The 25,152-nt window shown below is 71.9% G+C and carries 20 protein-coding genes; 15 read left to right on the top strand and 5 right to left on the bottom strand.

The genetic code is table 11. From position 1 onward, the window contains the following. Positions 1-438: 438 nt before the first annotated feature. On the bottom strand, positions 439-1,422 hold the full coding sequence (locus B7P34_RS18235; RefSeq protein WP_106677795.1) for an aldo/keto reductase: 984 nt from the start codon (positions 1,420-1,422) through the stop codon (positions 439-441). 163 nt (positions 1,423-1,585) lie between these two features. Here B7P34_RS18235 and B7P34_RS18230 point away from each other — a divergent pair, with 163 nt between their 5' ends. Continuing rightward, positions 1,586-2,644: an LLM class F420-dependent oxidoreductase gene (locus tag B7P34_RS18230; RefSeq protein ID WP_223267971.1), complete on the top strand. Its 1,059-nt coding sequence runs from the start codon at positions 1,586-1,588 to the stop codon at positions 2,642-2,644. A gap of 252 nt (positions 2,645-2,896) precedes the next feature. Continuing rightward, positions 2,897-3,685 carry a ferritin-like domain-containing protein gene (locus B7P34_RS18225; protein WP_106677792.1) on the top strand — a complete coding sequence of 263 codons (789 nt, stop codon included), beginning with the start codon at positions 2,897-2,899 and terminating at the stop codon, positions 3,683-3,685. 51 nt (positions 3,686-3,736) lie between these two features. On the opposite strand, the gene B7P34_RS18220 is transcribed toward B7P34_RS18225, so the two are convergent. Next, positions 3,737-4,729: a magnesium and cobalt transport protein CorA gene (locus tag B7P34_RS18220; RefSeq protein ID WP_106677803.1), complete on the bottom strand. Its 993-nt coding sequence runs from the start codon at positions 4,727-4,729 to the stop codon at positions 3,737-3,739. Between the two features lie 97 nt (positions 4,730-4,826). Between B7P34_RS18220 and B7P34_RS18215 the strand changes: the two genes are divergently transcribed. The 5 genes from B7P34_RS18215 to B7P34_RS18195 all read left to right on the top strand — a co-directional run bounded on the left by B7P34_RS18215 (position 4,827) and on the right by B7P34_RS18195 (position 9,581). Further along, complete coding sequence (locus B7P34_RS18215; RefSeq protein WP_106677800.1) at positions 4,827-5,531, top strand: histidine phosphatase family protein; 705 nt, start codon at positions 4,827-4,829, stop codon at positions 5,529-5,531. A 128-nt stretch (positions 5,532-5,659) separates the two neighbouring features. Then, the gene (locus B7P34_RS18210) at positions 5,660-6,250 is read left to right on the top strand and encodes a DUF3090 domain-containing protein (RefSeq protein ID WP_106677791.1); all 591 of its coding nucleotides are present in this window, start codon (positions 5,660-5,662) and stop codon (positions 6,248-6,250) included. Continuing rightward, positions 6,247-7,035: an SCO1664 family protein gene (locus B7P34_RS18205; RefSeq protein ID WP_223267970.1), complete on the top strand. Its 789-nt coding sequence runs from the start codon at positions 6,247-6,249 to the stop codon at positions 7,033-7,035. The genes B7P34_RS18210 and B7P34_RS18205 overlap by 4 nt, the downstream gene beginning before the upstream one ends. 161 nt (positions 7,036-7,196) lie before the next feature. Next, the gene (gene mshC, locus B7P34_RS18200) at positions 7,197-8,426 is read left to right on the top strand and encodes a cysteine--1-D-myo-inosityl 2-amino-2-deoxy-alpha-D-glucopyranoside ligase (RefSeq protein ID WP_106677787.1); all 1,230 of its coding nucleotides are present in this window, start codon (positions 7,197-7,199) and stop codon (positions 8,424-8,426) included. A 174-nt stretch (positions 8,427-8,600) separates the two neighbouring features. Continuing rightward, the gene (locus tag B7P34_RS18195) at positions 8,601-9,581 is read left to right on the top strand and encodes an SMP-30/gluconolactonase/LRE family protein (RefSeq protein ID WP_106677786.1); all 981 of its coding nucleotides are present in this window, start codon (positions 8,601-8,603) and stop codon (positions 9,579-9,581) included. A 63-nt stretch (positions 9,582-9,644) separates the two neighbouring features. Here the strand turns inward: B7P34_RS18195 and B7P34_RS18190 are convergent, their stop codons facing one another. The 3 genes from B7P34_RS18190 to metH all read right to left on the bottom strand — a co-directional run bounded on the left by B7P34_RS18190 (position 9,645) and on the right by metH (position 14,604). Further along, positions 9,645-10,313: a VC0807 family protein gene (locus B7P34_RS18190; protein ID WP_106677784.1), complete on the bottom strand. Its 669-nt coding sequence runs from the start codon at positions 10,311-10,313 to the stop codon at positions 9,645-9,647. Then, complete coding sequence (locus B7P34_RS18185) at positions 10,310-10,963, bottom strand: TetR/AcrR family transcriptional regulator (protein WP_106677783.1); 654 nt, start codon at positions 10,961-10,963, stop codon at positions 10,310-10,312. The genes B7P34_RS18190 and B7P34_RS18185 overlap by 4 nt, the downstream gene beginning before the upstream one ends. Before the next feature lie 131 nt (positions 10,964-11,094). Then, positions 11,095-14,604 carry a methionine synthase gene (metH, locus tag B7P34_RS18180; protein ID WP_106677782.1) on the bottom strand — a complete coding sequence of 1,170 codons (3,510 nt, stop codon included), beginning with the start codon at positions 14,602-14,604 and terminating at the stop codon, positions 11,095-11,097. A 262-nt stretch (positions 14,605-14,866) separates the two neighbouring features. On the opposite strand from metH, the gene B7P34_RS18175 reads away from it, so the two are divergent. From B7P34_RS18175 to B7P34_RS18140, 8 genes are all read left to right on the top strand, one after another. Next, the gene (locus B7P34_RS18175; RefSeq protein WP_106677780.1) at positions 14,867-15,631 is read left to right on the top strand and encodes an IclR family transcriptional regulator; all 765 of its coding nucleotides are present in this window, start codon (positions 14,867-14,869) and stop codon (positions 15,629-15,631) included. Positions 15,632-15,932: 301 nt separating this feature from the next. Next, complete coding sequence (locus tag B7P34_RS18170) at positions 15,933-16,715, top strand: MIP/aquaporin family protein (protein WP_106677779.1); 783 nt, start codon at positions 15,933-15,935, stop codon at positions 16,713-16,715. 40 nt (positions 16,716-16,755) lie between these two features. Continuing rightward, positions 16,756-18,282, top strand: a complete 1,527-nt coding sequence (glpK, locus tag B7P34_RS18165) for a glycerol kinase GlpK (protein WP_106677777.1) — start codon at positions 16,756-16,758, stop codon at positions 18,280-18,282. 2 nt (positions 18,283-18,284) lie between these two features. After that, positions 18,285-19,892, top strand: a complete 1,608-nt coding sequence (locus B7P34_RS18160) for a glycerol-3-phosphate dehydrogenase/oxidase (protein ID WP_106677776.1) — start codon at positions 18,285-18,287, stop codon at positions 19,890-19,892. Positions 19,893-20,022: 130 nt separating this feature from the next. After that, positions 20,023-21,087: a hypothetical protein gene (locus B7P34_RS18155; protein WP_106677775.1), complete on the top strand. Its 1,065-nt coding sequence runs from the start codon at positions 20,023-20,025 to the stop codon at positions 21,085-21,087. A gap of 138 nt (positions 21,088-21,225) precedes the next feature. After that, positions 21,226-22,197, top strand: coding sequence for a PAC2 family protein (locus B7P34_RS18150; RefSeq protein WP_106677773.1), 972 nt, complete (start codon positions 21,226-21,228; stop codon positions 22,195-22,197). Positions 22,198-22,381: 184 nt separating this feature from the next. After that, positions 22,382-23,095, top strand: coding sequence for an HAD family hydrolase (locus B7P34_RS18145; protein WP_106677772.1), 714 nt, complete (start codon positions 22,382-22,384; stop codon positions 23,093-23,095). Positions 23,096-23,508: 413 nt separating this feature from the next. After that, on the top strand, positions 23,509-25,107 hold the full coding sequence (locus tag B7P34_RS18140; RefSeq protein WP_106677771.1) for an ABC transporter substrate-binding protein: 1,599 nt from the start codon (positions 23,509-23,511) through the stop codon (positions 25,105-25,107). The last annotated feature ends 45 nt before the right edge of the window (positions 25,108-25,152 follow it).

Genomic DNA, 25,152 nt, shown 5'->3' with positions numbered 1-25,152 from the left:
CGGCCCAGGCCCCGACGATGACTGCGTAGATGAGGCCGCTGCTGCTCACACTTCACACCGTAGAGGGGTACGCGCAGGGGATTCCGCCAATTGGCCCGGTGTGTCGCACGATCCGGCTGATATCTCGGGCCTCCGTGAAGAAGGACGCGGCGGAGCGCTCCCCGCTCTCCACGGCCCGGACGGCCGCGGCGAGCGCTTCGGCGACGGCGCTCTTCGGCGCCGCCGGCGCCGCGGCGGGCTCCGCTCCGGCGGCAGCACCGGCACCAGCACCAGCACTGGCACCAGCACCGGCATCCGCGCCTTCGGCCGAGGGAGACGCGGTCCCGCCGTCAGGAGCCGGTGCGCTGTCCGCCGGGGAAGCCGGATCCTGCCCGGGAGCGGAGTCCGGTTCCGGAACGCCGTCCGTGGGTGCGGGGTCGCCGGCGCGGCGGTCGGTGTTCACAGGGTGCTCCAGTCCTGATCGGGATAGCGGTGCACGGGCGCCGACACATCGTCCAGCGCCCGGCAGATCTCGTCCGGAAGCGTAAGGCTCTCCACTGACAACGCGGCCCTGAGCTGCTGCGCCGTGCGCGCGCCGACGATCGGGGCGACGACCCCGGGCCGGTCGCGGACCCAGGCGAGGGCGACCTTGAGGGCCGTCGTGGCGAGCCCGTCCGCCGCGGTGGCGACGGCGTCGACCACGCGGCCCGCCGTCTCGTCCAGATAGGGGGCGACGAAGGGCGCCAGGTGCTCGGAGGCGCCGCGGGAGTCGGCGGGCGTCGTGTGGCGGTACTTGCCGGTGAGGACGCCGCGGCCGAGCGGGGAGGAGGGCAGCACCCCGATGCCGAGGTCGAGCGCGGCGGGCAGCACCTCGCGCTCGATGCCGCGCTGCAGCAGCGAGTACTCCATCTGGGTGCTGGCGAGCCGGGTGCGGACGCCGGGCGCGGCGAGCTGCCAGGTGGCGGCGCGGGCGAGCTGCCAGCCGCAGAAGTTGGAGACGCCGGCGTAGCGGGCGCGGCCGCTGGTGACCGCGATGTCCATGGCCTGCAGTGTCTCCTCGACGGGCGTGTGCGGATCGAAGGCGTGGATCTGCCAGAGATCCACGTGATCCGTGCCGAGGCGCTCCAGGGAGGCGTCGAGCGCGGCGAGCAGGTGGCCGCGCGAGCCGTCGAAGCGCCGGTCGGGGTCGGGGACGCTGCCGGACTTGGTCGCGACGACCAGGTCGCGGCGGGGGACCAGCTCCTCCATCAGCTGCCCGAGCAGATACTCGGCGGCGCCGTCCCCGTACACGTCGGCCGTGTCGATCAGGGTGCCGCCGGCTTCCCAGAACGCCTTCAACTGCTCCGCGGCGTCGCCCTCGTCGGTGTCCCGGCCCCAGGTGAGCGTGCCGAGCCCGATCCGGGACACTCGCAGGCCCGTACGGCCGAGATGCCTCAGTTCCATGAGCGCTGAGATTACTGGCCGCGGCCCGCGCCGTGGCCGCCTGTGGACGACGGCCCCGCCGGCCTGTGGACGACGGCACCGCAGGCCGACCGGTGACGTACCCCGCACCGGCGCGCTACAGTCCCCGCAACGACGACGTTACTGATCAGTAAGGGGAGCCCGCATGAGTCGAATGAAGCTCGGCATCAACCTCGGCTACTGGGGCGCGGGGATGGACGCCGACAACCTCGCCGTCGCCCGCGAGGCCGACCGGCTGGGCTACTCGGTCTGCTGGGCCGCCGAGGCCTACGGCTCCGACGCCGCCACCGTCCTGTCCTGGGTGGCCGCGCAGACCGAGCGCATCGACATCGGCTCGGGCATCTTCCAGATCCCCGCCCGCACGCCCAGCATGACGGCGATGACCGCCGCCACCCTGGACTCGCTCTCCGGCGGCCGCTTCCGGCTCGGCCTCGGCGTGTCCGGCCCGCAGGTGTCCGAGGGCTGGTACGGCGTGCGGTTCGACAAGCCCCTCGCCCGCACCCGCGAGTACGTGGAGATCATCCGCAAGGCCATGTCCCGCGAGCGCCTCACGCACGAGGGCGAGCACTGGACCCTGCCGCTCCCCGACGGCCCCGGCAAGCCCATCAAGCTCACCGTCCACCCCGTCCGCGAGCACATCCCGCTGTACATCGCCGCCATCGGCCCGAAGAACCTGGAGCAGACCGGCGAGATCGCCGACGGCGCGCTGCTCGTCTTCTTCGCCCCCGAGCACGCCGAGGAGACCACGCTCGGCGCCCTCCGCGCGGGCCGCGCGAAGGCCGGCAAGGACCTCGGCGGCTTCGACATCGTCCCGACCGTCCCCATGGCCGTCGGCGACGACATCGACGGCCTCGCCGACCTCTTCCGCCCGTACACCGCCCTCTACGTCGGCGGCATGGGCAGCGCCAAGCAGAACTTCTACAACAAGCTGGCGCAGCGCATGGGCTACGGGAAGGCCGCCGCCGAGATCCAGGAGAAGTACCTGGCCGGGGACAAGGCGGGCGCCGCCGCGGCCGTCCCCCGCGACCTGATCGACTCCACCACGCTCATCGGCTCCGTGGACCGCATCGCCGACCGTATGCAGGCCTACGCCGCGGCCGGCGTGACCACCCTGTCCCTCGCCCCGGCCGGCTTCACGCTGGACGAGCGGATCGCGAGCCTGCGGGCGGGCGTCGAGGCCCTGGAGCGCGCCGGCCTGGCGTAACGGCGGAAGAAGGGCCGGGAGGGCCGGGAGGGAACGACAGCGGCCGTGGTGGGGGCTCGGGGGCCTTCCCCGCCACGGCCGGTACAGAAGACAACGCCCGTACCGGCGCCGGGTTACGCGCCCGGCACCGGCTCCGGCGTCGCGCATTCGGCCGAGCGTGCACCGCCCCCGATTGCCGCTCCGCGCGCAGGGGACTTGACTCGGGTCTCACGGACGCACGCGCAGTGCGCCGTGAACGGAGGTGGGTCCGGCATGCTCTCGGCCAGAAGCCTGTTCCAGGAGATCCTCGACGACGACGAGGCGTACCGGCTCTTCTGCTCCATCGCCGCCAGCGGCGAGGAACAGGGCGGCTGGGAGAACGGCCGGATCGCCGCCCTCGTGCCGGAGGAACAGCGCGCCCTCGCCCCGAAGATCGCCCGGCACGGCGCCGACGAGGACAAGCACGGCCGCATCTTCCGGGCCCTGCTGCGCAAGCGCGGCCTCGACCCCGCCCCGGTGCCGTACGACACCGACTACACGATGCTCCTCGAACGCAGCGGCATCGGCCTGCCCCACACGCTCCTGCGCGGCGACGGGCCGCTGACCGAGCAGGACATCGTCACCTACCTCGCGCACAGCCGCGTCACCGAGCAGCGCGCCGCCGACCAGATGGAGATGCTCATCACCCACTTCGGCGACCACCCCGAGGTCGGCAGGGCGATCCGGATGATCGCCCACGACGAGACCAACCACCTCTCGTACTGTCACGAGGAACTGCTGCGCCTGGTGCGCGAGGGCCACGGCCGGACCATCCGCGCGGTCCTGCGGGAGAGCGCCCGCACCGAGATCCGCGTCTACCGGGACGTGAGCCTGGCCGTCATGGCGCGCATGGGGGAGATCCTGCGCTGGCCCCGGCCGAAGGCGCTCGCGCTGTCCCTCGGCATCCGGGCCGTGTACGGCTACGAGCGGCTTGCGGGCTGGCGGCGGATGGTCACCCTGCGCATGCCGGAGCGCCGCGACGCACTGAGCGGAACCCCGGCTTCCGAGCCCGAGTTCGCCTGAGGGGCGGCCACGGCCCCGAGACCCGCCGCAGGCGACCCGCCCGCCCCGGCCTCACAGCCAGCCGCGCCGCTTGAACAGCCGGTGCAGCCAGAACACCAGCCCCGCCATCACCAGCACGGCCGCCGGATAGCCCCACGGCTGCCGCAGCTCCCACATGTGCGTGAAGTTCATCCCGTAGATCCCGGCGATCATCGTGGGGACGGCCGCCATCGCCGCCCACGCCGAGATCTTGCGCATGTCGTCGTTCTGCTGGACGCCCATCTGCGCGAGGTGGGCGGACAGTATGTCCGACAGCAGCCGGTCCAGGCCCTCGACGGACTCGTTCGCCCGCATCAAGTGGTCGCCGACGTCCCGGAAGAACGGCTGCGACCGCTCCGGCACGAACGGCACGCCCACCCCCGCCAGCCGCGACATCGGCTCGGCCAGCGGCGCCGACGCCCGCCGGAACTCCAGCACCTGGCGCTTGAAGGAGTAGATCCGCGACGCGATGGTCCGGTTGTCGCCGCCCATCGGGGCGAACACCTCCGCCTCCAGCTCCTCCAGGTCCAGCTGCAGCTCCGTCGCCACCTCGGTGTACTGGTCCACGACCGCGTCGCACACCGCGTACAGCACCGAAGCCGGCCCGTGCCGCAGCACCTCCGGCTCGAGCTCCAGCCGCTGCCGCACCTGCGCGAGCGGGCTGCCCTCGCCGTGCCGCACGGTCACGACGAACGAGTCGCCGACGAACAGCATCAGCTCGCCCGTCGTGACCGTGTCCGCCTCGTCGTCGTACGTGACCGGCTTGAGGACGACGAACAGCGAGCCGTTGTAGAGCTCCAGCTTCGGCCGCTGGTGCGCCTTCAGCGCGTCCTCCACCGCCAGCGGGTGCAGGGTGAACTCGCTCGTGATGAGGTCGAACTCCTCCTCCGTCGGCTCGTGCAGCCCGACCCACAGGAAGGAGTCCCCCACCGCCCGCGCCTCGTCCAGGGCGTCGGAGAAGTCGGCGGGGCCGTCGGTGCGGCGTCCGTTGCGGTAGATGGCGCAGTCCACGATCACGCAGGGCATTGTGCCGCCGATCGCGCCCGGGCACACGGCACCGGACGCCAAGGGCACGGAAAATGACCGCGACGGCCCGGACCGGCCCGGGACTAGGCTGGCCGCCATGCCCACGCTGATCCTGGTCCGGCACGGCCGCTCCACCGCCAACACCGGCGGAGTGCTCGCGGGACGGACCCCCGGCATCGCCCTGGACGAGCGCGGCACCGCCCAGGCGGCCGCCCTCCCGGACCGGCTCGCGCAGGTGCCGCTCGCGGCCGCCGTCACGAGCCCCCTCCAGCGCTGCCGCGAGACCCTGGCGCCCCTCCTCGCCGCCCGCCCCGGGCTGCCCCTGCACACCGACGAGCGCGTCGGCGAGTGCGACTACGGGGACTGGTCCGGCCGCGGGATCGCCGAGCTCACGGGCGAACCGCTCTGGGAGGTCGTCCAGCGCCACCCGTCCTCCGCCGCCTTCCCGGGCGGCGAGTCCGTACGGGCCATGCAGGCCCGCGCCGTCGACGCCGTGCGGGACTGGAACGCCCGCATGGAGGCCGGCCACGGCCACGACGCCTGTTACCTGGTGTGCACCCACGGCGACATCATCAAGGCCCTCGTCGCCGACGCCCTGGGCCTGCACCTCGACCTGTTCCAGCGCATCGCCGTCGACCCCTGCTCGGTCACCGCGATCCGCTACACCCGGCTGCGCCCCTTCCTGGTGCGCCTCGGCGACACCGGCGACCTGCGCGGCCTCGCGCCGCACGAGGAGACGCCGGGCCAGGGGCCGCGCCCGGAGGAGGACGGCGTCGTGGGGGGCGGGGCGGGGGCACCGTGATCGTGCCGCGCAGTAGGGTGGTGACGCGGCAGAGTCCGCCCGTCACCCCGTGACCGGCGCCGGACCCACCGAGCACGATCGCCCGCACCACGATCGCCCGAACCGCCCGAACCAAATGGAGCAGGACGTTGTCCCGTCAGGTGTTCCTCTACGACCCGCCGGACCGTTTCGTCGCCGGCACGGTCGGGCTGCCTGGCCGCCGCACCTTCTTCCTGCAGGCCACCGCGGCCGGCCGCACCACCACCGTCGCCCTTGAGAAGGCCCAGGTCGAGGCGCTCGCCGAGCGCATCGACGAGCTGCTGGACGAGGTCGTCCGGCGCACCGGCGGCAGCGCCCCCGTGCCCGCGGTCGCCCCGGCCGAGCTCGCCGACACGGCCCCCCTGGAGACCCCCGTCGAGGAGGAGTTCCGCGTCGGCACCATGGCCCTCGCCTGGGACGGCGAGCACCAGCGCATGATCGTCGAGGCCCAGGCCCTCGTCGAGCTGGACGCCGCCACCGACGAGGACCTCGCCGAGGCCGAGGAGCGCCTCCTGCAGGACGAGACGAACGGCCCGCCGATGCTGCGCGTCCGCATCACCGGCACCATGGCCCGCGCCTTCGCCAAGCGCGCCCTGGAGGTCGTCAACGCCGGCCGCCCGCCCTGCCCGCTGTGCAGTCTGCCGCTCGACCCGGAAGGACACGTATGTCCGCGCCAGAACGGATACCGCCGCGGCGCGTGAGCCCGCAGGAGCTGCTGGCCGAGGGTGAGCTGACGGTCCGTGGCCGGATTCCCGGCGCGTCCAACGCGGTGCTGTACTGCACGGTCGAGCACGAGGGCGTGAGCGCCGCCTGCGTCTACAAGCCCGTCGCCGGGGAGCGGCCCCTGTGGGACTTCCCCGACGGCACCCTCGCCCAGCGCGAGGTCGCCGCGTACGAGCTCTCCGAGGCCATGGGGTGGGGCCTGATCCCGCCCACGGTGCTGCGCGACGGCCCGTACGGCGAGGGCATGTGCCAGCTGTGGATCGAGGCCTCGGCCGAGGACTCCGCGCTGCTCGCGCTCGTCGACGGCGAGGAGCCGGAACCGGGCTGGAAGGCCGTGGGCCCCGCGGACGTGGGGGAGGAGCGCACCGCCCTGCTCGTGCACGCCGACGACGAGCGGCTGCGCCGGCTGGCCGTGCTGGACGCCGTGATCAACAACGGGGACCGCAAGGGCGGCCACCTGCTCCCGGCCGCGGACGGCCGGCTCTATGCGATCGATCACGGAGTGACCTTCAACGCCGACGACAAGCTGCGCACGCTGCTGTGGGGCTGGGCGGGCGAGCCGCTCACGGACGAGGCCATGGAGGCGCTGCGGCGTCTTTCGGCCAATCTGGCCGACGGGAGCCCCTTGGCGGAGCGGCTCGCCGAGCTGATCACGGCGGAGGAGATCGCGGCGCTGCGGGCGCGGGTGGCGGAGCTGCTCCGCACGGGCCGGCACCGCGAGCCGTCCGGGCAGTGGCCCGCGATTCCGTGGCCGCCGGTGTGAGGACCGGGCCCCGTCGCGGGCCCGGGTGAGTGCGGCCCGCAAACGCCGTGCGGGCTCGTTTTATGCCCGTGCACAGCCCGGTAATTTCCACAAGAGTGCCTGTTCGGCCAACAGCAGGATCCGGTTCGTATCCGGAACATGCGTCCGGTTACGCTCGTGACATGCATGCCTGGCCCGCTTCTGAGGTTCCCGCCCTGCCCGGCAGTGGCCGCGACCTCCGGATCCACGACACCGCGACCGGCGGACGGGTGACCCTCGTCCCCGGCCCCGTCGCCCGTATCTACGTCTGCGGCATCACGCCGTACGACGCCACCCACATGGGACACGCGGCGACCTACAACGCGTTCGACCTCGTTCAGCGCGTGTGGCTCGACACCAAGCGGCAGGTTCACTACGTCCAGAACGTCACCGACATCGACGACCCGCTGCTGGAGCGGGCCGTCGCCAACGGCGACGACTGGACCGAGCTCGCCGAGCGGGAGACCGCCCTCTTCCGCGAGGACATGACCGCCCTGCGGATGCTCCCGCCCCGGCACTACGTCGGCGCCGTCGAATCGATACCGAAGATCGTCCCCCTGGTGGAGCGCCTGCGCGACGCCGGCGCCGCCTACGAGCTCGACGGCGACGTCTACTTCTCCGTCGAGTCCGACGCCCGCTTCGGCGAGGTCTCCGGCCTCGACGCCGAGGCCATGCGCCTGCTCTCCGCGGAGCGCGGCGGCGACCCGGACCGCCCGGGCAAGAAGAACCCGCTGGACCCCATGCTGTGGATGGCCGCCCGCCCGGGCGAGCCCAGCTGGGACGGCGCCTCGCTCGGCCCCGGCCGCCCCGGCTGGCACATCGAGTGCGTCGCCATCGCCCTGGAGCACTTCGGCATGGGCTTCGACGTCCAGGGCGGCGGCTCCGACCTCGTCTTCCCGCACCACGAGATGGGCGCCTCGCACGCCCAGGTCCTCACCGGCGAACACCCCTACGCCAAGACGTACGTCCACGCCGGCATGGTCGCGCTCCACGGCGAGAAGATGTCCAAATCCAAGGGCAACCTCGTCTTCGTCTCGGCCCTGCGCCGCGACGGCGTCGACCCGGCCGCGATCCGGCTCGCGCTCCTCGCGCACCACTACCGCGCCGACTGGGAGTGGACCGACGCGGTCCTGCACGAGGCCGTCGAGCGCCTCGGCCGCTGGCGCGCCGCCGTTTCGCGCCCCGACGGCCCGTCCGCCGACGCGCTGGTCGAGGAGGTCCGTGAGGCCCTCGCGGACGACCTCGACTCGCCCCGCGCCCTCGCGGCGATCGACCGCTGGGCGGCCGCCCAGGCCGCCGGCGGCGGCACGGACGAGGGCGCGCCCGGCCTCGTCTCCCGGGCCGCCGACGCCCTGCTCGGCGTCGCGCTGTGACGCGCTGAACCGCACGACAGCACAGGGGGCGCTCCCGGCCGGGAGCGCCCCCTCTCACATGTGGAGACCTGTGGGGAGATCTGTGGGGAGATCCTTACGCGTGCGGCGTGGCGCCGTGCGGGCCGTGGTTCCGTAAGCCGGTCGGCCGACCAGCAGCACGGAAGGACGCACGCCATGGCTGAACAGCCCTCCCGTCCCCTCTCCCGCCGAAGAGTCCTCGGAGCGGGCGCCGCTCTGGGCGCCCTCGCCGCCGCGGGGCCGCTCGCCGCGCCGGCCCGCGCCGAGCCGGCGGACGCCTCCTGGCCCACCGCGTTCCCCCTGCCGGACGGCTTCCGGCCCGAGGGCATCGCGACCGGCCCCGGCCCGTACGCCTGGTTCGGCTCGCTCGGCGGGGGCTCGCTCTACCGCGCGAGCCTGGCCACCGGCCGCGGCGAGACCGTCGCCACCGGCACGGACGCCATGTCCGTCGGCCTCAAGACCGACCGGCACGGCCGCGTCTTCATCGCCGGCGGGGGATCGCGCCAGCTGCGCGTCGTCGAGGGACGCACGGGCCGGATCCTCGCCACGTACGAGGTCGGCAGGCCCGCCACCGTCGTCAACGACGTGGTCCTCACGCCCGGCGCGGCCTGGTTCACCGACTCCACCCAGCCGCAGCTCTACGGCCTGCCGCTCGGCCCGCGCGGCGAGCTGCCGCACCCGCGCGAGGTGGTGACCCTCCCGCTCGGCGGCGAGTGGGCCGAGGCGCCCGCCGAGGGCTTCACCACCAACGGGCTCGAACGCACCCCCGACGGCCTGGGCCTGCTGGTCATCAACGTCTACGCGGAGGGCGGCAGCCTCTACCGCGTGGATCCCCGCACGGGCGGCGCCCGCCGCGTGGACCTGGGCGGCGCGAAGATCCCGGACGGCGACGGCGCCCTGCTGCTCGGCCGGACGCTGTACGTCGTCCAGCAGTTCCAGAACGCCGTGGACGTCTTCCGCATGGACACGACGGGGCTGCGCGGCAGGGCGATCGCCCGGATCACGGACCCGCGCTTCCGGGTCCCGACGACCGTCGCCGCGTACGGCGACCGGCTCTACCTGCCCAACTCCCGCCTGGACATCCCGCCGGCGCCCGGGACGCAGTACGACGCGGTGGCGGTGCGGCGGGTCCCCTGACGCGCTGCCGGGCGCCGGACGGCCCCCGTCGTCCGTCCCGCGTCCGGCGCCCGGCTGCCGGTGTCAGGCCGTCAGGCCCTTCCGCGTGATGTACCGCTTGTGGAAGACCATCAGGCCCGCCAGGACCACCAGCCACTGCACGGTGTTCACGGTCGGGACCGTGTCGACGGGCAGCACGGCCGCGCAGGCCACGCGGACGCCCGCGTCCAGGGTGAACACCGTTCCCCACACACCGGTCAGGAGCCGGAGCTTCCGGCGGAAGGCGGGGTCGGTGTCCCACCGGGAGTCCCACCCGGCCGCCGCTTCCTCCCCGCCCCTCGCCAGGAAGACGTTGCGCATCGCGCCGAGCATGAAGGGGCGGCGGGCCGGCACGGTGCCGAGCACCCACAGGCCGATCACGGCGGTGAGCCAGCTGTCCCTGATGAGCAGGGTCCGCGGGTCCCCGGTCACCAGGGACAGCAGCGTGGCGACGGCCATGATGCTCAGCGTGAACAGCCCCATGACGTCGACCTTGCGGCGCTTGACGATGCCATGGACGATCCAGGGCAGGCCCAGCAGGGTGCCCAGCGTCAGGCACCACCACTGGCCCAGTCCCAGCGCGCGGAGCCCGTAGTAGCTGCCCAGGGGCAGGGCCACGTCGAAGACGAGCTGCAGCAGCAGGAACCTCCGTGCAGAGGCGCCCTCCTGACGCTCCGTCCTGCCGTCCGTCCGCACCTGTGCGGGGGCGGTCACCGCTCCGCGCTCCGGGTCGCGTGGTCGAAGAGGTCCGCGAGCTCGCGCCCCGCGGCCGCCGCGTCGAAGCCGGGCTCCCGGCCCGCGCGCGTCACCGTCGCATCGATGGCCGCCCGGATCGCGGTGACCATCACCCGCGGGTCGAACTCCCGGAATTCTCCGCTCCGCTGGGCTTCGCGCATCCGCTCGACCTGCACGTCCGCCGCGGAGTCCACCGTGCCGAGGAGGCCGTGCCGGGAGGGGTCGTCGTCCCGGAGGTGGGCCAGCACGTCGATCATGGCGGGCAGGTGCTTGGGGTACGCGCCGGCGAGCCCGACGCTCGCCTCGATGAAGGCCCGCAGCCGGGCCCGGGCCCCGGTCCGCTCCTCCATCCGGGGCCGTACGTACGCCTCGGCGACCCGGGAGACCTCGGCGACGACCTCCCGCATGAGGTCGTCCTTGCCGGCGAAGTGGTACGAGATCATCCCCGTGCTGCTCAGCCCGGCCTCGCGGGCGATCCTCGCGAACGAGCCCTTGGCGTAGCCGGCGTCGGCGATGACCTCGATCGCGGCGTTCACGATCTGTGCGCGACGGGCGGCCTCGGTGAACGTCCTGCGGGACGGCCTCTTCACGGCCTCTTCTTGCTCGGCCGAGTCAGATCTTGCTTCCATGAGCAAAAAATAGCGAGTCTTGCTCACGTAAGCAAGAGATGGTCCGGGCACAGGAGATGGTCCGGGCAAGCGAAAGGGCCGGGCGCACACACCGACCCGCGGTGTGTGCGCCCGGCCCTCGGGCGCCCTGCTCAGCGCGCGTTGAAGTACTTCGCCTCCGGGTGGTGGATGACGATCGCGTCGGTGGACTGCTCCGGGTGCAGCTGGAACTCCTCGGAGAGGTGGACCCCGATCCGCTCCGGCCGCAGCAGCTCGGCGATCTTGGCGCGGTCCTCCAGGTTCGGGCAGGCGCCGTAGCCCAGGGAGAAGCGGGCGCCGCGGTACTTCAGGGCGAACATGTCCTCCACGTCCGCCGGGTCCTCGCCGGCGAAGCCGAGCTCGGCGCGCACGCGGGCGTGCCAGTACTCGGCCATGGCCTCGGCCAGCTGGACGGACAGGCCGTGGAGTTCGAGGTAGTCGCGGTAGGCGTCGGCGGCGAACAGCTCCGCCGTGGCCTCCCCGATCCGGGAGCCGACCGTGACCACCTGCAGGCCCACCACGTCCTTCTCGCCGGACTCCTCCGGGCGGAAGTAGTCCGCGAGGCACAGCCGGCGCCCGCGCCGCTGCCGGGGGAAGGTGAAGCGCGTGCGCTCGGTGCCGTCCTCATTGAGGAGGATGAGGTCGTCGCCCTTGGAGTGGCAGGGGAAGTAGCCGTAGACGACGGCCGCTTCGAGCAGGTTCTCGGTGTGGAGCTTCTCCAGCCAGCCGCGCAGCCGCGGGCGGCCCTCGGTCTCCACCAGCTCCTCGTAGGTCGGGCCGCCGGCGCGGGCCTGCTTCAGGCCCCACTGGCCCTTGAACAGCGCGCCCTCGTCCAGCCAGGACGCATAGTCCTTCAGCGGGATGCCCTTGACGACGCGCGTGCCCCAGAACGGCGGCTCCGGCACCCGGTTGTCGACGGCGACGTCGGAGCGGACGGAGCCCTCGGGCTCCTCCACCTCCAGGACGGCGGCCGCCGCCTTCTTCGCCACCCGCCGCTGCTTGAGCTCCGGGAGGGACGCGCCAGGCACGCCCCGCTTGACGGCGATCAGCGCGTCCATGAGCCGCAGGCCCTCGAAGGCGTCGCGGGCGTAGCGGACCTCGCCGTCGTAGATCTCGTGCAGGTCCTGCTCGACGTAGGCCCGGGTGAGCGCCGCGCCGCCGAGGATGACCGGGTAGGTGGCGGCCAGCTTGCGCTGGTTGAGCTCCTCCAGGTTCTCCTTCATGATCACGGTGGACTTCACCAGGAGCCCGGACATGCCGATGACGTCCGCCCGGTGCTCCTCGGCGGCCTCCAGGATCGCCGAGACGGGCTGCTTGATGCCGAGGTTGACGACGTTGTAGCCGTTGTTGGACAGGATGATGTCGACGAGGTTCTTGCCGATGTCGTGGACGTCACCGCGGACGGTGGCCAGCACGATCGTGCCCTTGCCCTCCGCGTCCGACTTCTCCATGTGCGGCTCCAGATAGGCTACCGCCGTCTTCATCACCTCGGCCGACTGCAGCACGAACGGCAACTGCATCTGCCCCGAGCCGAACAACTCGCCGACGACCTTCATGCCCTCCAGCAGCGTGTCGTTGACGATGTCCAGCGCCGGGCGCTCGGCGAGCGCCGCGTCGAGGTCCTCGTCCAGGCCGTTCTTCTCCCCGTCGATGATCCGGCGCCGCAACCGCTCCTCCAGCGGCAGCGCCGCCAGCTCCTCGGCCTTGCCCGCCTTCATGGACTTGGTGTCCACGCCCTCGAAGAGCTGCAGCAGCCGCTGCAGCGGGTCGTAGCCCTCGCTGCGGCGGTCGTAGATGAGGTCGGAGGCGACCTTGACCTGCTCCTCGTCCAGGCGCGCGATGGGGAGGATCTTCGAGGCGTGGACGATGGCGGAGTCCAGGCCGGCCTTGACGCACTCGTCGAGGAAGACGGAGTTGAGGACCATCCGGGCGGCCGGGTTGAGGCCGAAGGAGATGTTGGACAGGCCGAGCGTCGTCTGCACGTCGGGGTGGCGGCGCTTGAGCTCGCGGATGGCCTCGATGGTGGCGATGCCGTCCTTGCGGGACTCCTCCTGCCCGGTGCAGATGGTGAAGGTGAGGCAGTCGATGAGGATGTCCGACTCCTGCACCCCCCAGTTGCCCGTGAGGTCGTCGATCAGCCGCTCCGCGATCTCGACCTTCTTCTCGACGGTGCGGGCCTGGCCCTCCTCGTCGATGGTGAGCGCGATCAGCGCGGCGCCGTGCTCGACCGCCAGCCGGGTGATCCGCGCGAACCGGGACTCGGGGCCGTCCCCGTCCTCGTAGTTGACGGAGTTGATGACGGCCCGGCCGCCCAGCTTCTCCAGGCCCGCCTGGATGACGGCCGGCTCGGTGGAGTCCAGCACGATGGGCAGGGTGGAGGCGGTGGCGAAGCGGCCGGCGATCTCGGCCATGTCCGCCACGCCGTCCCGGCCCACGTAGTCCACGCACAGGTCGAGCAGGTGGGCGCCCTCGCGGATCTGGTCGCGGGCCATCTCCACGCAGTCGTCCCAGCGGCCGTCCAGCATGGCCTCGCGGAACTTCTTCGAGCCGTTGGCGTTCGTCCGCTCGCCGATGGCGAGGTACGAGGTGTCCTGGCGGAAGGGGACCGTCTGGTAGAGCGAGGCGGCGCCCGGCTCGGGGCGCGGCTCCCGCTCGGTCGGCCGCAGCCCGCGGACGCGCTCGACCACCTGGCGCAGGTGCTCCGGGGTCGTGCCGCAGCAGCCGCCGACCAGGGACAGCCCGTACTCCCGGACAAAGGTCTCGTGGGCGTCCGCGAGCTCGGCCGGGCTGAGCGGGTAGTGCGCGCCGTCCTTGCCCAGGACCGGCAGGCCGGCGTTGGGCATGGCCGAGACGCGGGTGCGGGCGTGCCGCGAGAGATAGCGCAGGTGCTCGCTCATCTCGGCCGGTCCGGTGGCGCAGTTGAGGCCGATCATGTCGATGCCCAGCGGCTCCAGGGCGGTCAGCGCCGCGCCGATCTCGGAGCCCAGGAGCATCGTGCCGGTGGTCTCGACGGTCACCTGGACGAGCAGCGGAAGGTCCGCGCCGAGGGCCTCCATGGCGCGGCGGGCGCCGATGACCGAGGCCTTGGTCTGCAGCAGGTCCTGCGTGGTCTCCACCAGGACCGCGTCGACGCCGCCGGCCACCAGGCCCTCGACGTTCTGCTGGTAGGCGTCGCGCAGGCTGGTGTACGGGGCGTGACCGAGCGTCGGCAGCTTGGTGCCCGGGCCCACCGAGCCCAGCACCCAGCGGGTGCGCCCGTCGCGGGCGGTGAAGTCGTCGGCGGTCTCGCGGGCGACGCGGGCGCCGGCCTCGGAGAGCTCGAAGATGCGGTGCGCGACGTCGTACTCGCCGAGGGCGGCGAGGTTGGCGCCGAAGGTGTTGGTCTCCACGCAGTCCACGCCCACCGCGAAGTACGCCTCGTGGACGGAGCGGACGATGTCGGGCCGGGTGACGTTCAGGATCTCGTTGCAGCCTTCGAGCTGCTCGAAGTCCTCCATGCTCGGATCCTGCGCCTGGAGCATCGTGCCCATGGCCCCGTCGGCCACGACGACCCGGGAGGCGAGTGCCTCCCGCAGTTCGGAGGCTCGGGCGGTGCTTGCGGTCGATGGCGTGAACGAGGCCATGGATGTGCTCCCGGGGTTGCGACGGCTGTCGGCTTTGCGCCCTCCGGAAGAAGGCGCACGCCGTCAGCGTAACCGCCCCAACCGGAATTCGGGCGGGTGTCCCACACCTCGGATACGGGACGGATACGCGGCGGACGGGCCCGTGCGCGGCGGCCGGAGCGTCTCGGCGATCATGGTCCCGCCGCCGGTCAGCTATCTCCTGGTCGGCATCGGCCGATAGTGTTCAGCAATGCCGAACGGGCATTTCGGAGGAGGTTGAGCGATGGCACGGACCATCCAGTCGCTCGAACGGGCGGCAGCGATGCTACGGCTGCTCGCGGGGGGCGAACGACGGCTGGGACTGTCCGATGTGGCCTCCGCACTCGGGCTGGCCAAGGGCACCGCCCACGGCATCCTGCGCACCCTGCAGCAGGAGGGCTTCGTCGAGCAGGACCCCGCCTCGGGCCGCTACCAGCTCGGCGCCGAGCTGCTGCGCCTGGGCAACAGCTACCTGGACGTACACGAACTGCGCGCCCGCGCCCTGCTGTGGGCGGACGACCTGGCCCGCTCCAGCGGCGAGAGCGTCTATCTCGGCGTCCTGCACCAGCAGGGGGTGCTCATCGTCCACCACGTCTTCCGTCCGGACGACAGCCGCCAGGTGCTGGAGGTGGGCGCCATGCAGCCGCTGCACAGCACGGCCCTCGGCAAGGTGCTGTGCGCCTACGACCCGGTGGCGCACAGCCAGCTGCTGGAGGCCGAGCGCGAGGCGTTCACCGGGCGGACCGTCACCGCGCTGCCCGACCTGGAGGGCGTGCTCGACCTGACCCGCGCCCGCGGCTGGGCCGCGGACGTCGAGGAGACCTGGGACGGCGTGGCCTCGGTGGCCGCCCCCATCCACGACCGGCACCGGATGCCCGTGGGGGCCGTCGGCATCACGGGTGCGGTGGAGCGGGTCTGCGAGGACGGCGAGCTGCGGGCGCAGCTGGTCGCCGCCGTCCGGGACTGCGCGCGCGCCGTCTCCCGCGACCTGGGCGCGGGCCGCTTCTGACACCGGGGACTTTGTTGTGCCCGGTGGTGACTACCGGGTACTACTGGTCGGTAACCGCTCGTATCCGGCACGGCGATTTTCAGCCACTCCTGCCTAGAGTTTTCGGTCACAGGGCTCTTGACGCGGTTCTTACAGTGCAGAAAACTGCCGTGCATCGGTCGGCATTGTCGAACACCTAACGACAATATTCGCTATGGTGGACACTGCCGCGGGCCGATCGAAGCTCTCCATCGGAGAGCTGCGGACCACCGGAGGGACCCGGGGTCCGCCTTCCCCTGGACGAAGGACAAAGGAGTCGCGGGTGTCCAGCTCCGACATCTTCACCGGTGAGCTCATCGGTACCGCAGTGTTGATCCTGCTCGGCGGCGGCGTCTGTGCCGCCGTCACCCTGAAGCGTTCGAAGGCGCAGAACGCGGGCTGGCTCGCCATCACGTTCGGCTGGGGCTTCGCCGTGCTGACGGGTGCCTACATCGGCGCCAAGTCCGGTGCGCACCTCAACCCCGCCGTCACCCTCGGCCTCGCCATCGACGGCGCGGTCAAGTGGAGCGACGTGCCGCTCTACATCGGCTCCCAGCTGCTGGGCGCGATGATCGGCGCCACGCTGGTGTGGCTCGCCTACTACGGCCAGTTCAAGGCCCACCTGACGGACCCGGAGCTCGTGTCGACCCTGAACCCCGCCGAGGGCATGGTCGACCAGACCGCGACCCCGCAGGCCGGTCCGGTGCTCGGCATCTTCTCCACCGGCCCCGAGATCCGCAACGTGGTGCAGAACCTCGTCACCGAGATCATCGGCACCGCCGCCCTGGTGCTGTTCATCCTCACCATGGGTCTGACCAAGGGCCTGGCCGTCAGCGGCACGGGCACCCTCATGGTCGCCTTCGTCGTCGTGGGCATCGGCCTCTCGCTCGGCGGCCCGACCGGTTACGCCATCAACCCCGCCCGTGACCTGGGTCCGCGCATCGTGCACGCCCTGCTGCCGCTGCCGAACAAGGGCGGTTCCGACTGGGGCTACGCCTGGATCCCCGTGGTCGGCCCGCTCGTCGGTGCCGCCCTGGCCGCAGGCATCCACAAGATCGCGTTCTGATCACCGCCGAGACCATCCGACCTTCAGGAGCAGACACACCATGACCGACGCGCACAACCAGGGCCCGTTCATCGCGGCGATCGACCAGGGCACCACCTCCTCCCGCTGCATCGTCTTCGACCGCGACGGCCGCATCGTCTCCGTCGACCAGAAGGAGCACGAGCAGATCTTCCCGAAGCCGGGCTGGGTCGAGCACGACGCCAAGGAGATCTGGGCCAACGTCCAGGAAGTCGTCGCCGGCGCCGTCGAGAAGGCGGGCATCACCGCCGCCGACGTCAAGGCCATCGGCATCACCAACCAGCGCGAGACCACGCTGCTCTGGGACAAGAACACGGGCGAGCCGGTCTACAACGCCATCGTCTGGCAGGACACCCGCACCGACGCGCTGTGCAAGGAGCTCGGCCGCAACGTCGGCCAGGACCGCTTCCGCCGTGAGACCGGCCTGCCGCTGGCCTCCTACTTCTCCGGCCCGAAGGTCCGCTGGCTGCTGGACAACGTCGAGGGCCTGCGCGAGCGCGCCGAGGCCGGCGACATCCTCTTCGGCACCATGGACTCCTGGGTCATCTGGAACCTCACCGGCGGTGCCGACGGCGGCGTCCACGTGACCGACGTCACCAACGCCTCCCGCACGATGCTGATGAACCTCCGCAGCCTCGACTGGGACGAGCGCATCCTGGAGTCGATGGAGGTCCCGGCCGCCGTGCTGCCGGAGATCCGCTCCTCCGCCGAGGTCTACGGCACCGCCAAGGGCGGCGCCCTCGCCGGCGTCCCCGTCGCCTCCGCGCTCGGCGACCAGCAGGCCGCCCTCTTCGGCCAGACCTGCTTCTCCGAGGGCGAGGCCAAGTCGACCTACGGCACCGGCACGTTCATGCTGATGAACACCGGCGACGAGCCCGTCAACTCCTACAACGGCCTGCTGACCACCGTCGGCTACCGCATCGGGAACGAGAAGCCCGTCTACGCCCTCGAGGGCTCCATCGCCGTCACCGGCTCCCTCGTGCAGTGGATGCGCGACCAGATGGGCCTGATCAAGAGCGCCGCCGAGATCGAGACGCTCGCCAGCTCCGTCGAGGACAACGGCGGCGCCTACTTCGTGCCGGCCTTCTCCGGCCTGTTCGCCCCCTACTGGCGCTCCGACGCGCGCGGCGTGATCGCGGGCCTGACCCGCTACGTCACCAAGGCGCACATCGCCCGCGCCGTGCTCGAGGCCACCGCCTGGCAGACCCGCGAGATCACCGACGCCATGACCAAGGACTCGGGCGTCGAGCTGACCGCACTCAAGGTCGACGGCGGCATGACCTCCAACAACTTGCTGATGCAGACCCTCTCGGACTTCCTGGACGCACCCGTCGTGCGCCCGATGGTCGCCGAGACGACCTGCCTCGGCGCTGCCTACGCCGCCGGCCTGGCCGTCGGCTTCTGGCCGGACACCGACGCGCTGCGCGCCAACTGGCGCCGGGCCGCCGAGTGGACCCCCCGCATGGACGCGGACACGCGTGACCGCGAGTACAAGAACTGGCTCAAGGCCGTCGAGCGGACCATGGGCTGGATCGAGGACGAGGAGTAATCATGACAACCCCGCAGAGCGTTCCGACCCTGGGAACGCACCCGGCTGCCGGCGCCAACCCGGGCCGCGCCGAGACCCGGGAACGGCTGTCCAAGGCGACGTACGACCTCCTGGTGATCGGTGGCGGCATCCTGGGCACCTCGGTGGCCTGGCACGCCGCGCAGTCCGGCCTGCGGGTCGCGATGGTGGACGCCGGCGACTTCGCCGGCGCCACCTCCTCCGCCTCCTCCAAGCTGGTCCACGGCGGTCTGCGCTACCTGCAGACCGGCGCGGTCAAGCTGGTCGCGGAGAACCACCACGAGCGCCGGGTGCTGGCCAAGGACGTGGCCCCGCACCTGGTCAACCCGCTCACCTTCTACCTGCCCGTGTACAAGGGCGGCCCGGTCGGCGCGGCCAAGCTCGGCGCCGGTGTCTTCGCCTACTCGGCGCTGTCCGCCTTCGGCGACGGCGTCGGCAAGGTGATCTCCCCGGCCAAGGCCAAGGCCGACAACCCCGGTCTGCGCACGGACAACCTGAAGGCCGTCGCGGTCTACTACGACCACCAGATGAACGACTCCCGCGTGGCCGTCATGACGGTCCGCGCGGCGGTCGAGTCCGGTGCCGTGGTGCTCAACCACGCCGAGGTGACCGGCCTGCGCTTCACGCACGGCAAGGTCACCGGCGCCGAGCTCAAGGACCGCATGGACGGCACCGAGTTCGGCATCGACGCGCGCGTCGTCCTCAACGCCACCGGCCCGTGGGTGGACCACCTGCGCAAGCTGGAAGACAAGGGCGCCGCGCCGTCGATCCGCCTCTCCAAGGGCGCGCACATCGTGATGAAGCGCAAGTCGCCGTGGAAGGCCGCCATGGCCACCCCGATCGACAAGTACCGCATCACCTTCGCCCTGCCGTGGGAGGACCAGCTGCTGCTGGGCACCACGGACACCCAGTACGAGGGTGACCCGGCGGACGTGCGCGCCACCGAGGCGGACATCCAGCAGATCCTCGACGAGGCGGCGTTCTCCATCCAGGACGCGGACCTCGACCGCGACCTGATGACGTACGCCTTCGCGGGCCTGCGCGTGCTGCCCGGCGGCCCGGGCGACGTCGCCCAGGCCAAGCGCGAGACGGTCGTCTCCGAGGGCAAGGGCGGCATGCTCTCCGTCGCCGGCGGCAAGTGGACGACCTACCGTCACATCGGCCGCACGGTCATGAAGAAGCTGGCCCAGGTGCCCGGCAGCCCGCTGACCGAGGACATGGAGCCCATCTCCAGCCTCGTCCGCCGCACCCCGCTGCCCGGCGTCGCCAACCCCAACGCGGTCGCCCACCGCCTGCTCGTCGACCGCGAGCCCGGCGCCCGCATGGACCCGCTGACCGCCCGCCACCTCGCCTCGCACTACGGCTCGCTGTCCTTCGACATCGCGCGCATGGTCAACGAGAACCCCGAGCTGGGCGAGCGCATCCACCCCGACGGCCCGGAGATCTGGGCCCAGGTCGCCTACGCCCGCGACCACGAGTGGGCCGAGACCGTCGACGACGTCCTGCGCCGCCGCACGACCCTGACCATCCGCGGCCTGGACGACGAGAACGTCCGCGCCCGCGTCAAGGACATGCTGGCCGACAAGGGCTGATCCGCCGGCACCCGCCGCGGCCCCGGGGGCGGGACACCCTGCGTGTCCCGCCCCCGGGGCGTCCCGTTTTCGCCACAGGGCAACTGACCTGCTCTTTTTGTCGTCCCTAAGAAAAAACGAGGGGGACGAGATGAAGAAGCAGGCCGGCCGGTCCCTGGTGGCCCGGGTGCGCGCGTGGCGTCCGCGCAGGAAGACGGCGATACGGGTTCTCCTGGCCCTCGTCCTGGTGGTGCTGGCGCCCGTCGTCGCCGCGGGCAGCGTCCTGCGGGCCTCGTACGCCGGGACGCCCGCCGCCGACGCCGTGACCCGCGGCCGGGACGCCGTGTGGCTCGGCCACGCGTGGCTCGACGGACGGCGCGGGCCCGAGGACGTCGCCGCGCTCAAGCGCAACCTCGCCGGCACCGGCATGCGCGACCTGTACATCCACGCGGGCCCGCTGGAGCACGACGGCACCCTGCCCGCCACCGCCTACCCCGACGCCCGCCGGATGCTCGGCGTCCTGCACCGCGAGCTGCCCGGCATCCGCATCCAGGCCTGGCTGGGCGACAAGCTGGTGCGCCCCGGCGAGGGTTCCGGCGGCCTGCGCCTGGACGACCCGCGGGCCCGCGCCGCCGTCGTCGAGAGCGCGCGGCAGGTCGTGCGGGCCGGCTTCGAGGGCGTCCACCTCGACGTCGAACCCGTCCGCACCGGCGACCGCGGCTTCCTCGCGCTGCTCGACGCCCTGCACCCGGCGGTGCGGGACGCCGGGGGAGTGCTGTCGGTCGCCGCCCAGCAGATCGACCCGGTGCCCGCGATGCACGCCGCCGCCCGCCTGGCCGGCAGCCCCAAGTGGTGGACGCAGCGCTACTTCGCCCAAGTCGCGCGCCGCACCGACCAGATCGCGGTCATGTCGTACGACACGGCCCTGCCCGTCGAGAGCCTCTACGGCGGCTACGTCGCCCGGCAGACCGAGCTCGCCCTGCAGGTCACGCCCGCCGGCACCGACCTGCTGATGGGCCTGCCCTTCTACCACACGGACGATCTCGGCCACCACGGTCACGCCGAGACGGCCGCGGCGGCCGTCCGCGGCGCGCGGCTCGGCCTGTCCCGCGAGGACCGCGGCCGCACGCGCTTCGGCCTGGCGCTCTACGTGGACTTCGCCGCCACCGAGGACGACTGGCGTGCCTACCGGAACGGATGGGGCGCAAGGGGCTGAGGAAGAGCCCGTACAGGGGCTGCGACCGGGCAGCAGGGAAGTCGTAGTCTTGGGGTCGCACAACAGAGCAGCAGAAAAATCCGCAAGGAACAGCAACCGGAGCCACCGTGCGGGGGCCCGGTCGGAAGGAGGCGCTGGGTGATCGAGCTTGAGGGGGTACCCGAGCTGATCGACCCGGTCATGATCTGTGCCTTCGAGGGCTGGAACGACGCGGGGGACGCTGCTTCCAGCGCGGTCGCGCACCTGGACCGGGAGTGGAAGGGCGAGGTGTTCGGCGCGCTCGACGCCGAGGACTACTACGACTTCCAGGTCAACCGCCCCACGGTCTGGCTCGACGGCGGGGTCCGCAAGGTCACGTGGCCGACGACCAGACTGTCCGTCGTCCGCACCGGCGGCGACGGCAAGGGGGCACCGCGCGACCTCGTGCTGGTGCGCGGCATCGAGCCCAGCATGCGCTGGCGCTCGTTCTGCAACGAGATCCTGGGCTTCGCCCACGAGCTCGGCGTGGAGCTGGTGGTCGTCCTGGGCTCGCTGCTCGGGGACACCCCGCACACGCGGCCCGTGCCGGTCAGCGGCGTCACCTCCGACCCCGACCTCGCACGGACCATGGACCTGGAGGAGTCCCGCTACGAGGGCCCGACCGGGATCGTCGGCATCCTCCAGGAGGCCTGCGCCCACGCCGGTGTCCCGGCGGTGAGCCTGTGGGCCGCCGTGCCGCACTACGTCTCGCAGCCGCCCAACCCGAAGGCCACCCTGGCGCTCCTGAACCGCCTGGAGGACCTGATCGACCTGCGCATCCCGCTCGGCGAGCTGCCGGAGGACGCGCGGGCCTGGCAGCTGGGCGTCGACCAGCTGGCGGCCGAGGACAGCGAGGTCGCCGAGTACGTGCAGTCCCTGGAGGAGGCGCGCGACACGGCGGACCTGCCGGAGGCCTCCGGCGAGGCCATCGCCCGCGAGTTCGAGCGCTATCTGCGCCGCCGCGACCCGCAGCAGGGCGACGGCTCGTACCTGCGCGACACCACCAGCGGGCGCACGCGCCCGCAGCGGTCGCCGAAGGACGAGGGGGCGGCGCCCGAGGAGGAGCCCGAGGGGCCCGAAGAAGAGGCCTGAGGCAGCAGCGGCAGGTGGGGCGGGGGGCCCGGTCCCGGGGCCCCCGATGTGACGAATCCCCGATATTGAAGAGACGTCCGCAACCGTCCGCCGTACACTTGTCGGTCCGGTGAAGGCCGGTTCGCACAGCCCCGCCGGGGGCCGCGCGAACCGGCCTTCTCGTCCCCCAGGAGGTGTGCCCCGGATGACCAGCAGCATCCCCGTTGCCCCGCCCCGTGCGGCCGCGGGCTCCGCCCTGCAGGCGGTCCTGCTCGACATGGACGGCACCCTCGTCGACACGGAGGGCTTCTGGTGGGAGGTGGAGGTCGCCGTCTTCGCCGAGCTGGGGCACCAGCTGCTGGAGGAGTACCGCGAGGTCGTCGTCGGCGGCCCGATGGCGCGCAGCGCCTCCTTCCTGATCCGGGCCACGGGCGCGAAGATCGCTCTGACGGAGCTCACCGTCCTGCTCAACACGCGCTTCTCCGAGATGATCGGGCGCGGGGTGCCGCTGATGCCGGGCGCCCGCCGGCTGCTCGCCGAGCTCGCCGCCCACAAGATCCCCACCGCCCTGGTCTCGGCCTCGCACCGGGAGATCATCGACCGCGTGCTGCTCTCCCTGGGCCGGGAGAACTTCGCGCTGACCGTCGCGGGCGACGAGATCGAGCGCACGAAGCCGCATCCTGACCCGTATCTGCTGGCGGCCGCCCGGCTCGGGGCCGAGCCCGGCCGGTGCGCGGTCGTGGAGGACACCCTGACCGGGGTCACGGCCGCGGAGGCGGCCGGCTGCCGGGTGGTGGCGGTGCCGTCGGTGGCACCCATCCCGCCCGCCGCCGGGCGGACCGTCGTCGGCTCCCTGGAGGAAGTGGATCTCGGTTTTCTCCGGGGTCTGATCACGGGAATGCACCGGCCCGTGCACTGAGCGTGCCCCGGGGAAAGTTCAAGGAACTCTGGGCGCCGGAACGAGTGTTTTCCGTGACGAATGCGGTGACTTAATTCCCGCGGCCGGGGGAAAGTCGCCCGAGTGACCTTCGTCACCGCCCACGGCGGCGTTGTGTGCGGAAACGATCACCCGATGGCGCCCTGACCCGGGTTGAAGCGCACCCTTGTGTCCCGATTGGTGATCGAGTGCGTGGATCGTTCCTGCGTCCGGATATCGGTGAAACCCGCCGCTGTTATCGCCGCGTGATATCGCGTCAACTTCTCCGTGTTCCGGTGGCACCGGCCCCCGGCACTAATCTTTTCGCGAGAACTTCACGGCTTGCCCGTGGGCCCGCGCACCGCTCCTCGGTAGGGTCCCGGGAACCGAACGCATCACAGGGAGAACCCCACACAATGAACCGCAAGACGCTGGTGCTGCCGACCGTGGCAGCCCTGTTGGCCCCCGTGCTCGTCGCCTGCGGCGGGAGCGGCGGAGCCGGCAAGGGCGGCGGCGCCATCGTCATCGGCACCACCGACCGGTTCGAGGAGACCACCGACGCCCCCGCGCCGTTCGATCCGGCCGCCGCGTACGACATCGGCGTCTGGAACGTCCTCCACAGCACCTTCCAGACGCTGCTGCGGCTGCCCCGCTCCGGGACCACCCCCGCCCCCGACGCCGCCTCCAAGTGCTCGTGGGGCGACCGCAAGAACGAGCAGTTCCGCTGCACCCTGCGCAGCGGCCTGAAGTTCTCCAACGGGCACGCGCTCACCGCCGAGGACGTCAAGTTCTCCATCGACCGCGCCCGCACCATCAACTTCGAGAACGGCCCGGTCTCGCTGCTCAGCAACATCGACCGGGTCGAGACGCCGAGCGAGCTGGAGGTCGTCTTCCAGCTGAAGACGCCCGACGCGACCTTCCCGCAGAAGATCGCCACCCCGGCCGCCGCCATCGTCGACGCCGAGTCCTACGACAAGAACAAGCTCGACAACGGCTTCAAGGTCGTCGGCTCCGGCCCGTACACGCTGCAGACCGAGGAGAAGGACGGCCGCGTCGTCAAGGCCGTGCTCAACCGCAACAAGGACTACCAGGGCGCCGTCGAGCCGCAGAACGACAAGGTCGAGATGCGCTTCTACGACGACTCCCGGTCGATGGAGAAGGCCCTCAAGGCGGGCGACATCGACATCATGAACCGCACCCTCTCCCCGGACCAGGTCAGCCGCCTGCGCGGGGAGGCGGGCAAGGACGTCAAGCTGCTCGAAGCCCCCGGCCAGGAGATCAGCTATCTCGCCTTCAACACCGACGACCCGACGGTGAAGAACAAGGCCGTCCGCCAGGCCATGGCCCAGATCGTCGACCGCGCGGCGCTGGCCCGCGACTCCTACGACCGCACCAACGACCCGCTGTACTCGCTGGTCCCCATGGGCATCACCGGTCACCAGAACTCGTTCTCCAACAAGTACGGCGACCCCAGCGCGGAGAAGGCCCGCGGCATCCTGCGCTCCGGCAACGTCAGCACCCCCGTACCGCTCACCCTCACCTACACCACCGACCACTACGGTGAGGCGACCGAGAAGTCCTTCAAGACCCTGCAGAAGCAGCTCAACGACAGCGGGCTGTTCAGCGTCAAGCTCCAGGGCAAGGAGTGGTCCGACTTCCGGCCCGAGGCCGCCGCCGGCAAGTACGCCGTCTACGGCATGGGCTGGTTCCCCGACTTCCCGGACCCCGACAACTTCGTCGCCCCCTTCATCGGCCGGGACAACTTCCTCCGCTCGCCGTACCGGAACAACAAGATCAGCAACGAGCTGATCCCGGACTCCCGCGAGGCCGCGCAGCGCGAAGCGGCGGCCAAGTACTTCCAGCAGGCTCAGGACATCGTCGCCGACGAGGTGCCGGTGCTGCCGCTGTGGCAGGGCAAGCAGTACGTGGCGGCCCGGGAGAACGTCACCGGTGCCGAGTGGGCGCTCAACTCCGCCTCCGAGATGCAGCCGTGGGAACTCGCCCGCGGCGTGTGAGGCACCCAGCCGTCAGACCGGTTCTGCCGACGACCTGTTCACGAT

The organism is Streptosporangium nondiastaticum (genome assembly GCF_003011965.1).
GTDB lineage: Bacteria > Actinomycetota > Actinomycetes > Streptomycetales > Streptomycetaceae > Streptomyces > Streptomyces nondiastaticus.
Note: the sequence above shows the minus strand (reverse complement) of the source record. Positions and strands in the feature narration are given on the sequence as shown.

Bases quoted from the DNA above. Each gene is read 5' to 3' on its own strand.
- B7P34_RS18235 (WP_106677795.1), bottom strand. From the start codon at position 1,422: ATGGAACTGAGGCATCTCGGCCGTACGGGCCTGCGAGTGTCCCGGATC.
- B7P34_RS18195 (WP_106677786.1), top strand. From the start codon at position 8,601: ATGGCTGAACAGCCCTCCCGTCCCCTCTCCCGCCGAAGAGTCCTCGGA.
- B7P34_RS18175 (WP_106677780.1), top strand. From the start codon at position 14,867: ATGGCACGGACCATCCAGTCGCTCGAACGGGCGGCAGCGATGCTACGG.
- B7P34_RS18160 (WP_106677776.1), top strand. From the start codon at position 18,285: ATGACAACCCCGCAGAGCGTTCCGACCCTGGGAACGCACCCGGCTGCC.
- B7P34_RS18215 (WP_106677800.1), top strand. From the start codon at position 4,827: ATGCCCACGCTGATCCTGGTCCGGCACGGCCGCTCCACCGCCAACACC.
- B7P34_RS18155 (WP_106677775.1), top strand. From the start codon at position 20,023: ATGAAGAAGCAGGCCGGCCGGTCCCTGGTGGCCCGGGTGCGCGCGTGG.
- B7P34_RS18230 (WP_223267971.1), top strand. From the start codon at position 1,586: ATGAGTCGAATGAAGCTCGGCATCAACCTCGGCTACTGGGGCGCGGGG.
- B7P34_RS18185 (WP_106677783.1), bottom strand. From the start codon at position 10,963: ATGGAAGCAAGATCTGACTCGGCCGAGCAAGAAGAGGCCGTGAAGAGG.
- glpK (WP_106677777.1), top strand. From the start codon at position 16,756: ATGACCGACGCGCACAACCAGGGCCCGTTCATCGCGGCGATCGACCAG.
- B7P34_RS18145 (WP_106677772.1), top strand. From the start codon at position 22,382: ATGACCAGCAGCATCCCCGTTGCCCCGCCCCGTGCGGCCGCGGGCTCC.
- B7P34_RS18220 (WP_106677803.1), bottom strand. From the start codon at position 4,729: ATGCCCTGCGTGATCGTGGACTGCGCCATCTACCGCAACGGACGCCGC.
- mshC (WP_106677787.1), top strand. From the start codon at position 7,197: ATGCATGCCTGGCCCGCTTCTGAGGTTCCCGCCCTGCCCGGCAGTGGC.
- B7P34_RS18140 (WP_106677771.1), top strand. From the start codon at position 23,509: ATGAACCGCAAGACGCTGGTGCTGCCGACCGTGGCAGCCCTGTTGGCC.
- metH (WP_106677782.1), bottom strand. From the start codon at position 14,604: ATGGCCTCGTTCACGCCATCGACCGCAAGCACCGCCCGAGCCTCCGAA.
- B7P34_RS18225 (WP_106677792.1), top strand. From the start codon at position 2,897: ATGCTCTCGGCCAGAAGCCTGTTCCAGGAGATCCTCGACGACGACGAG.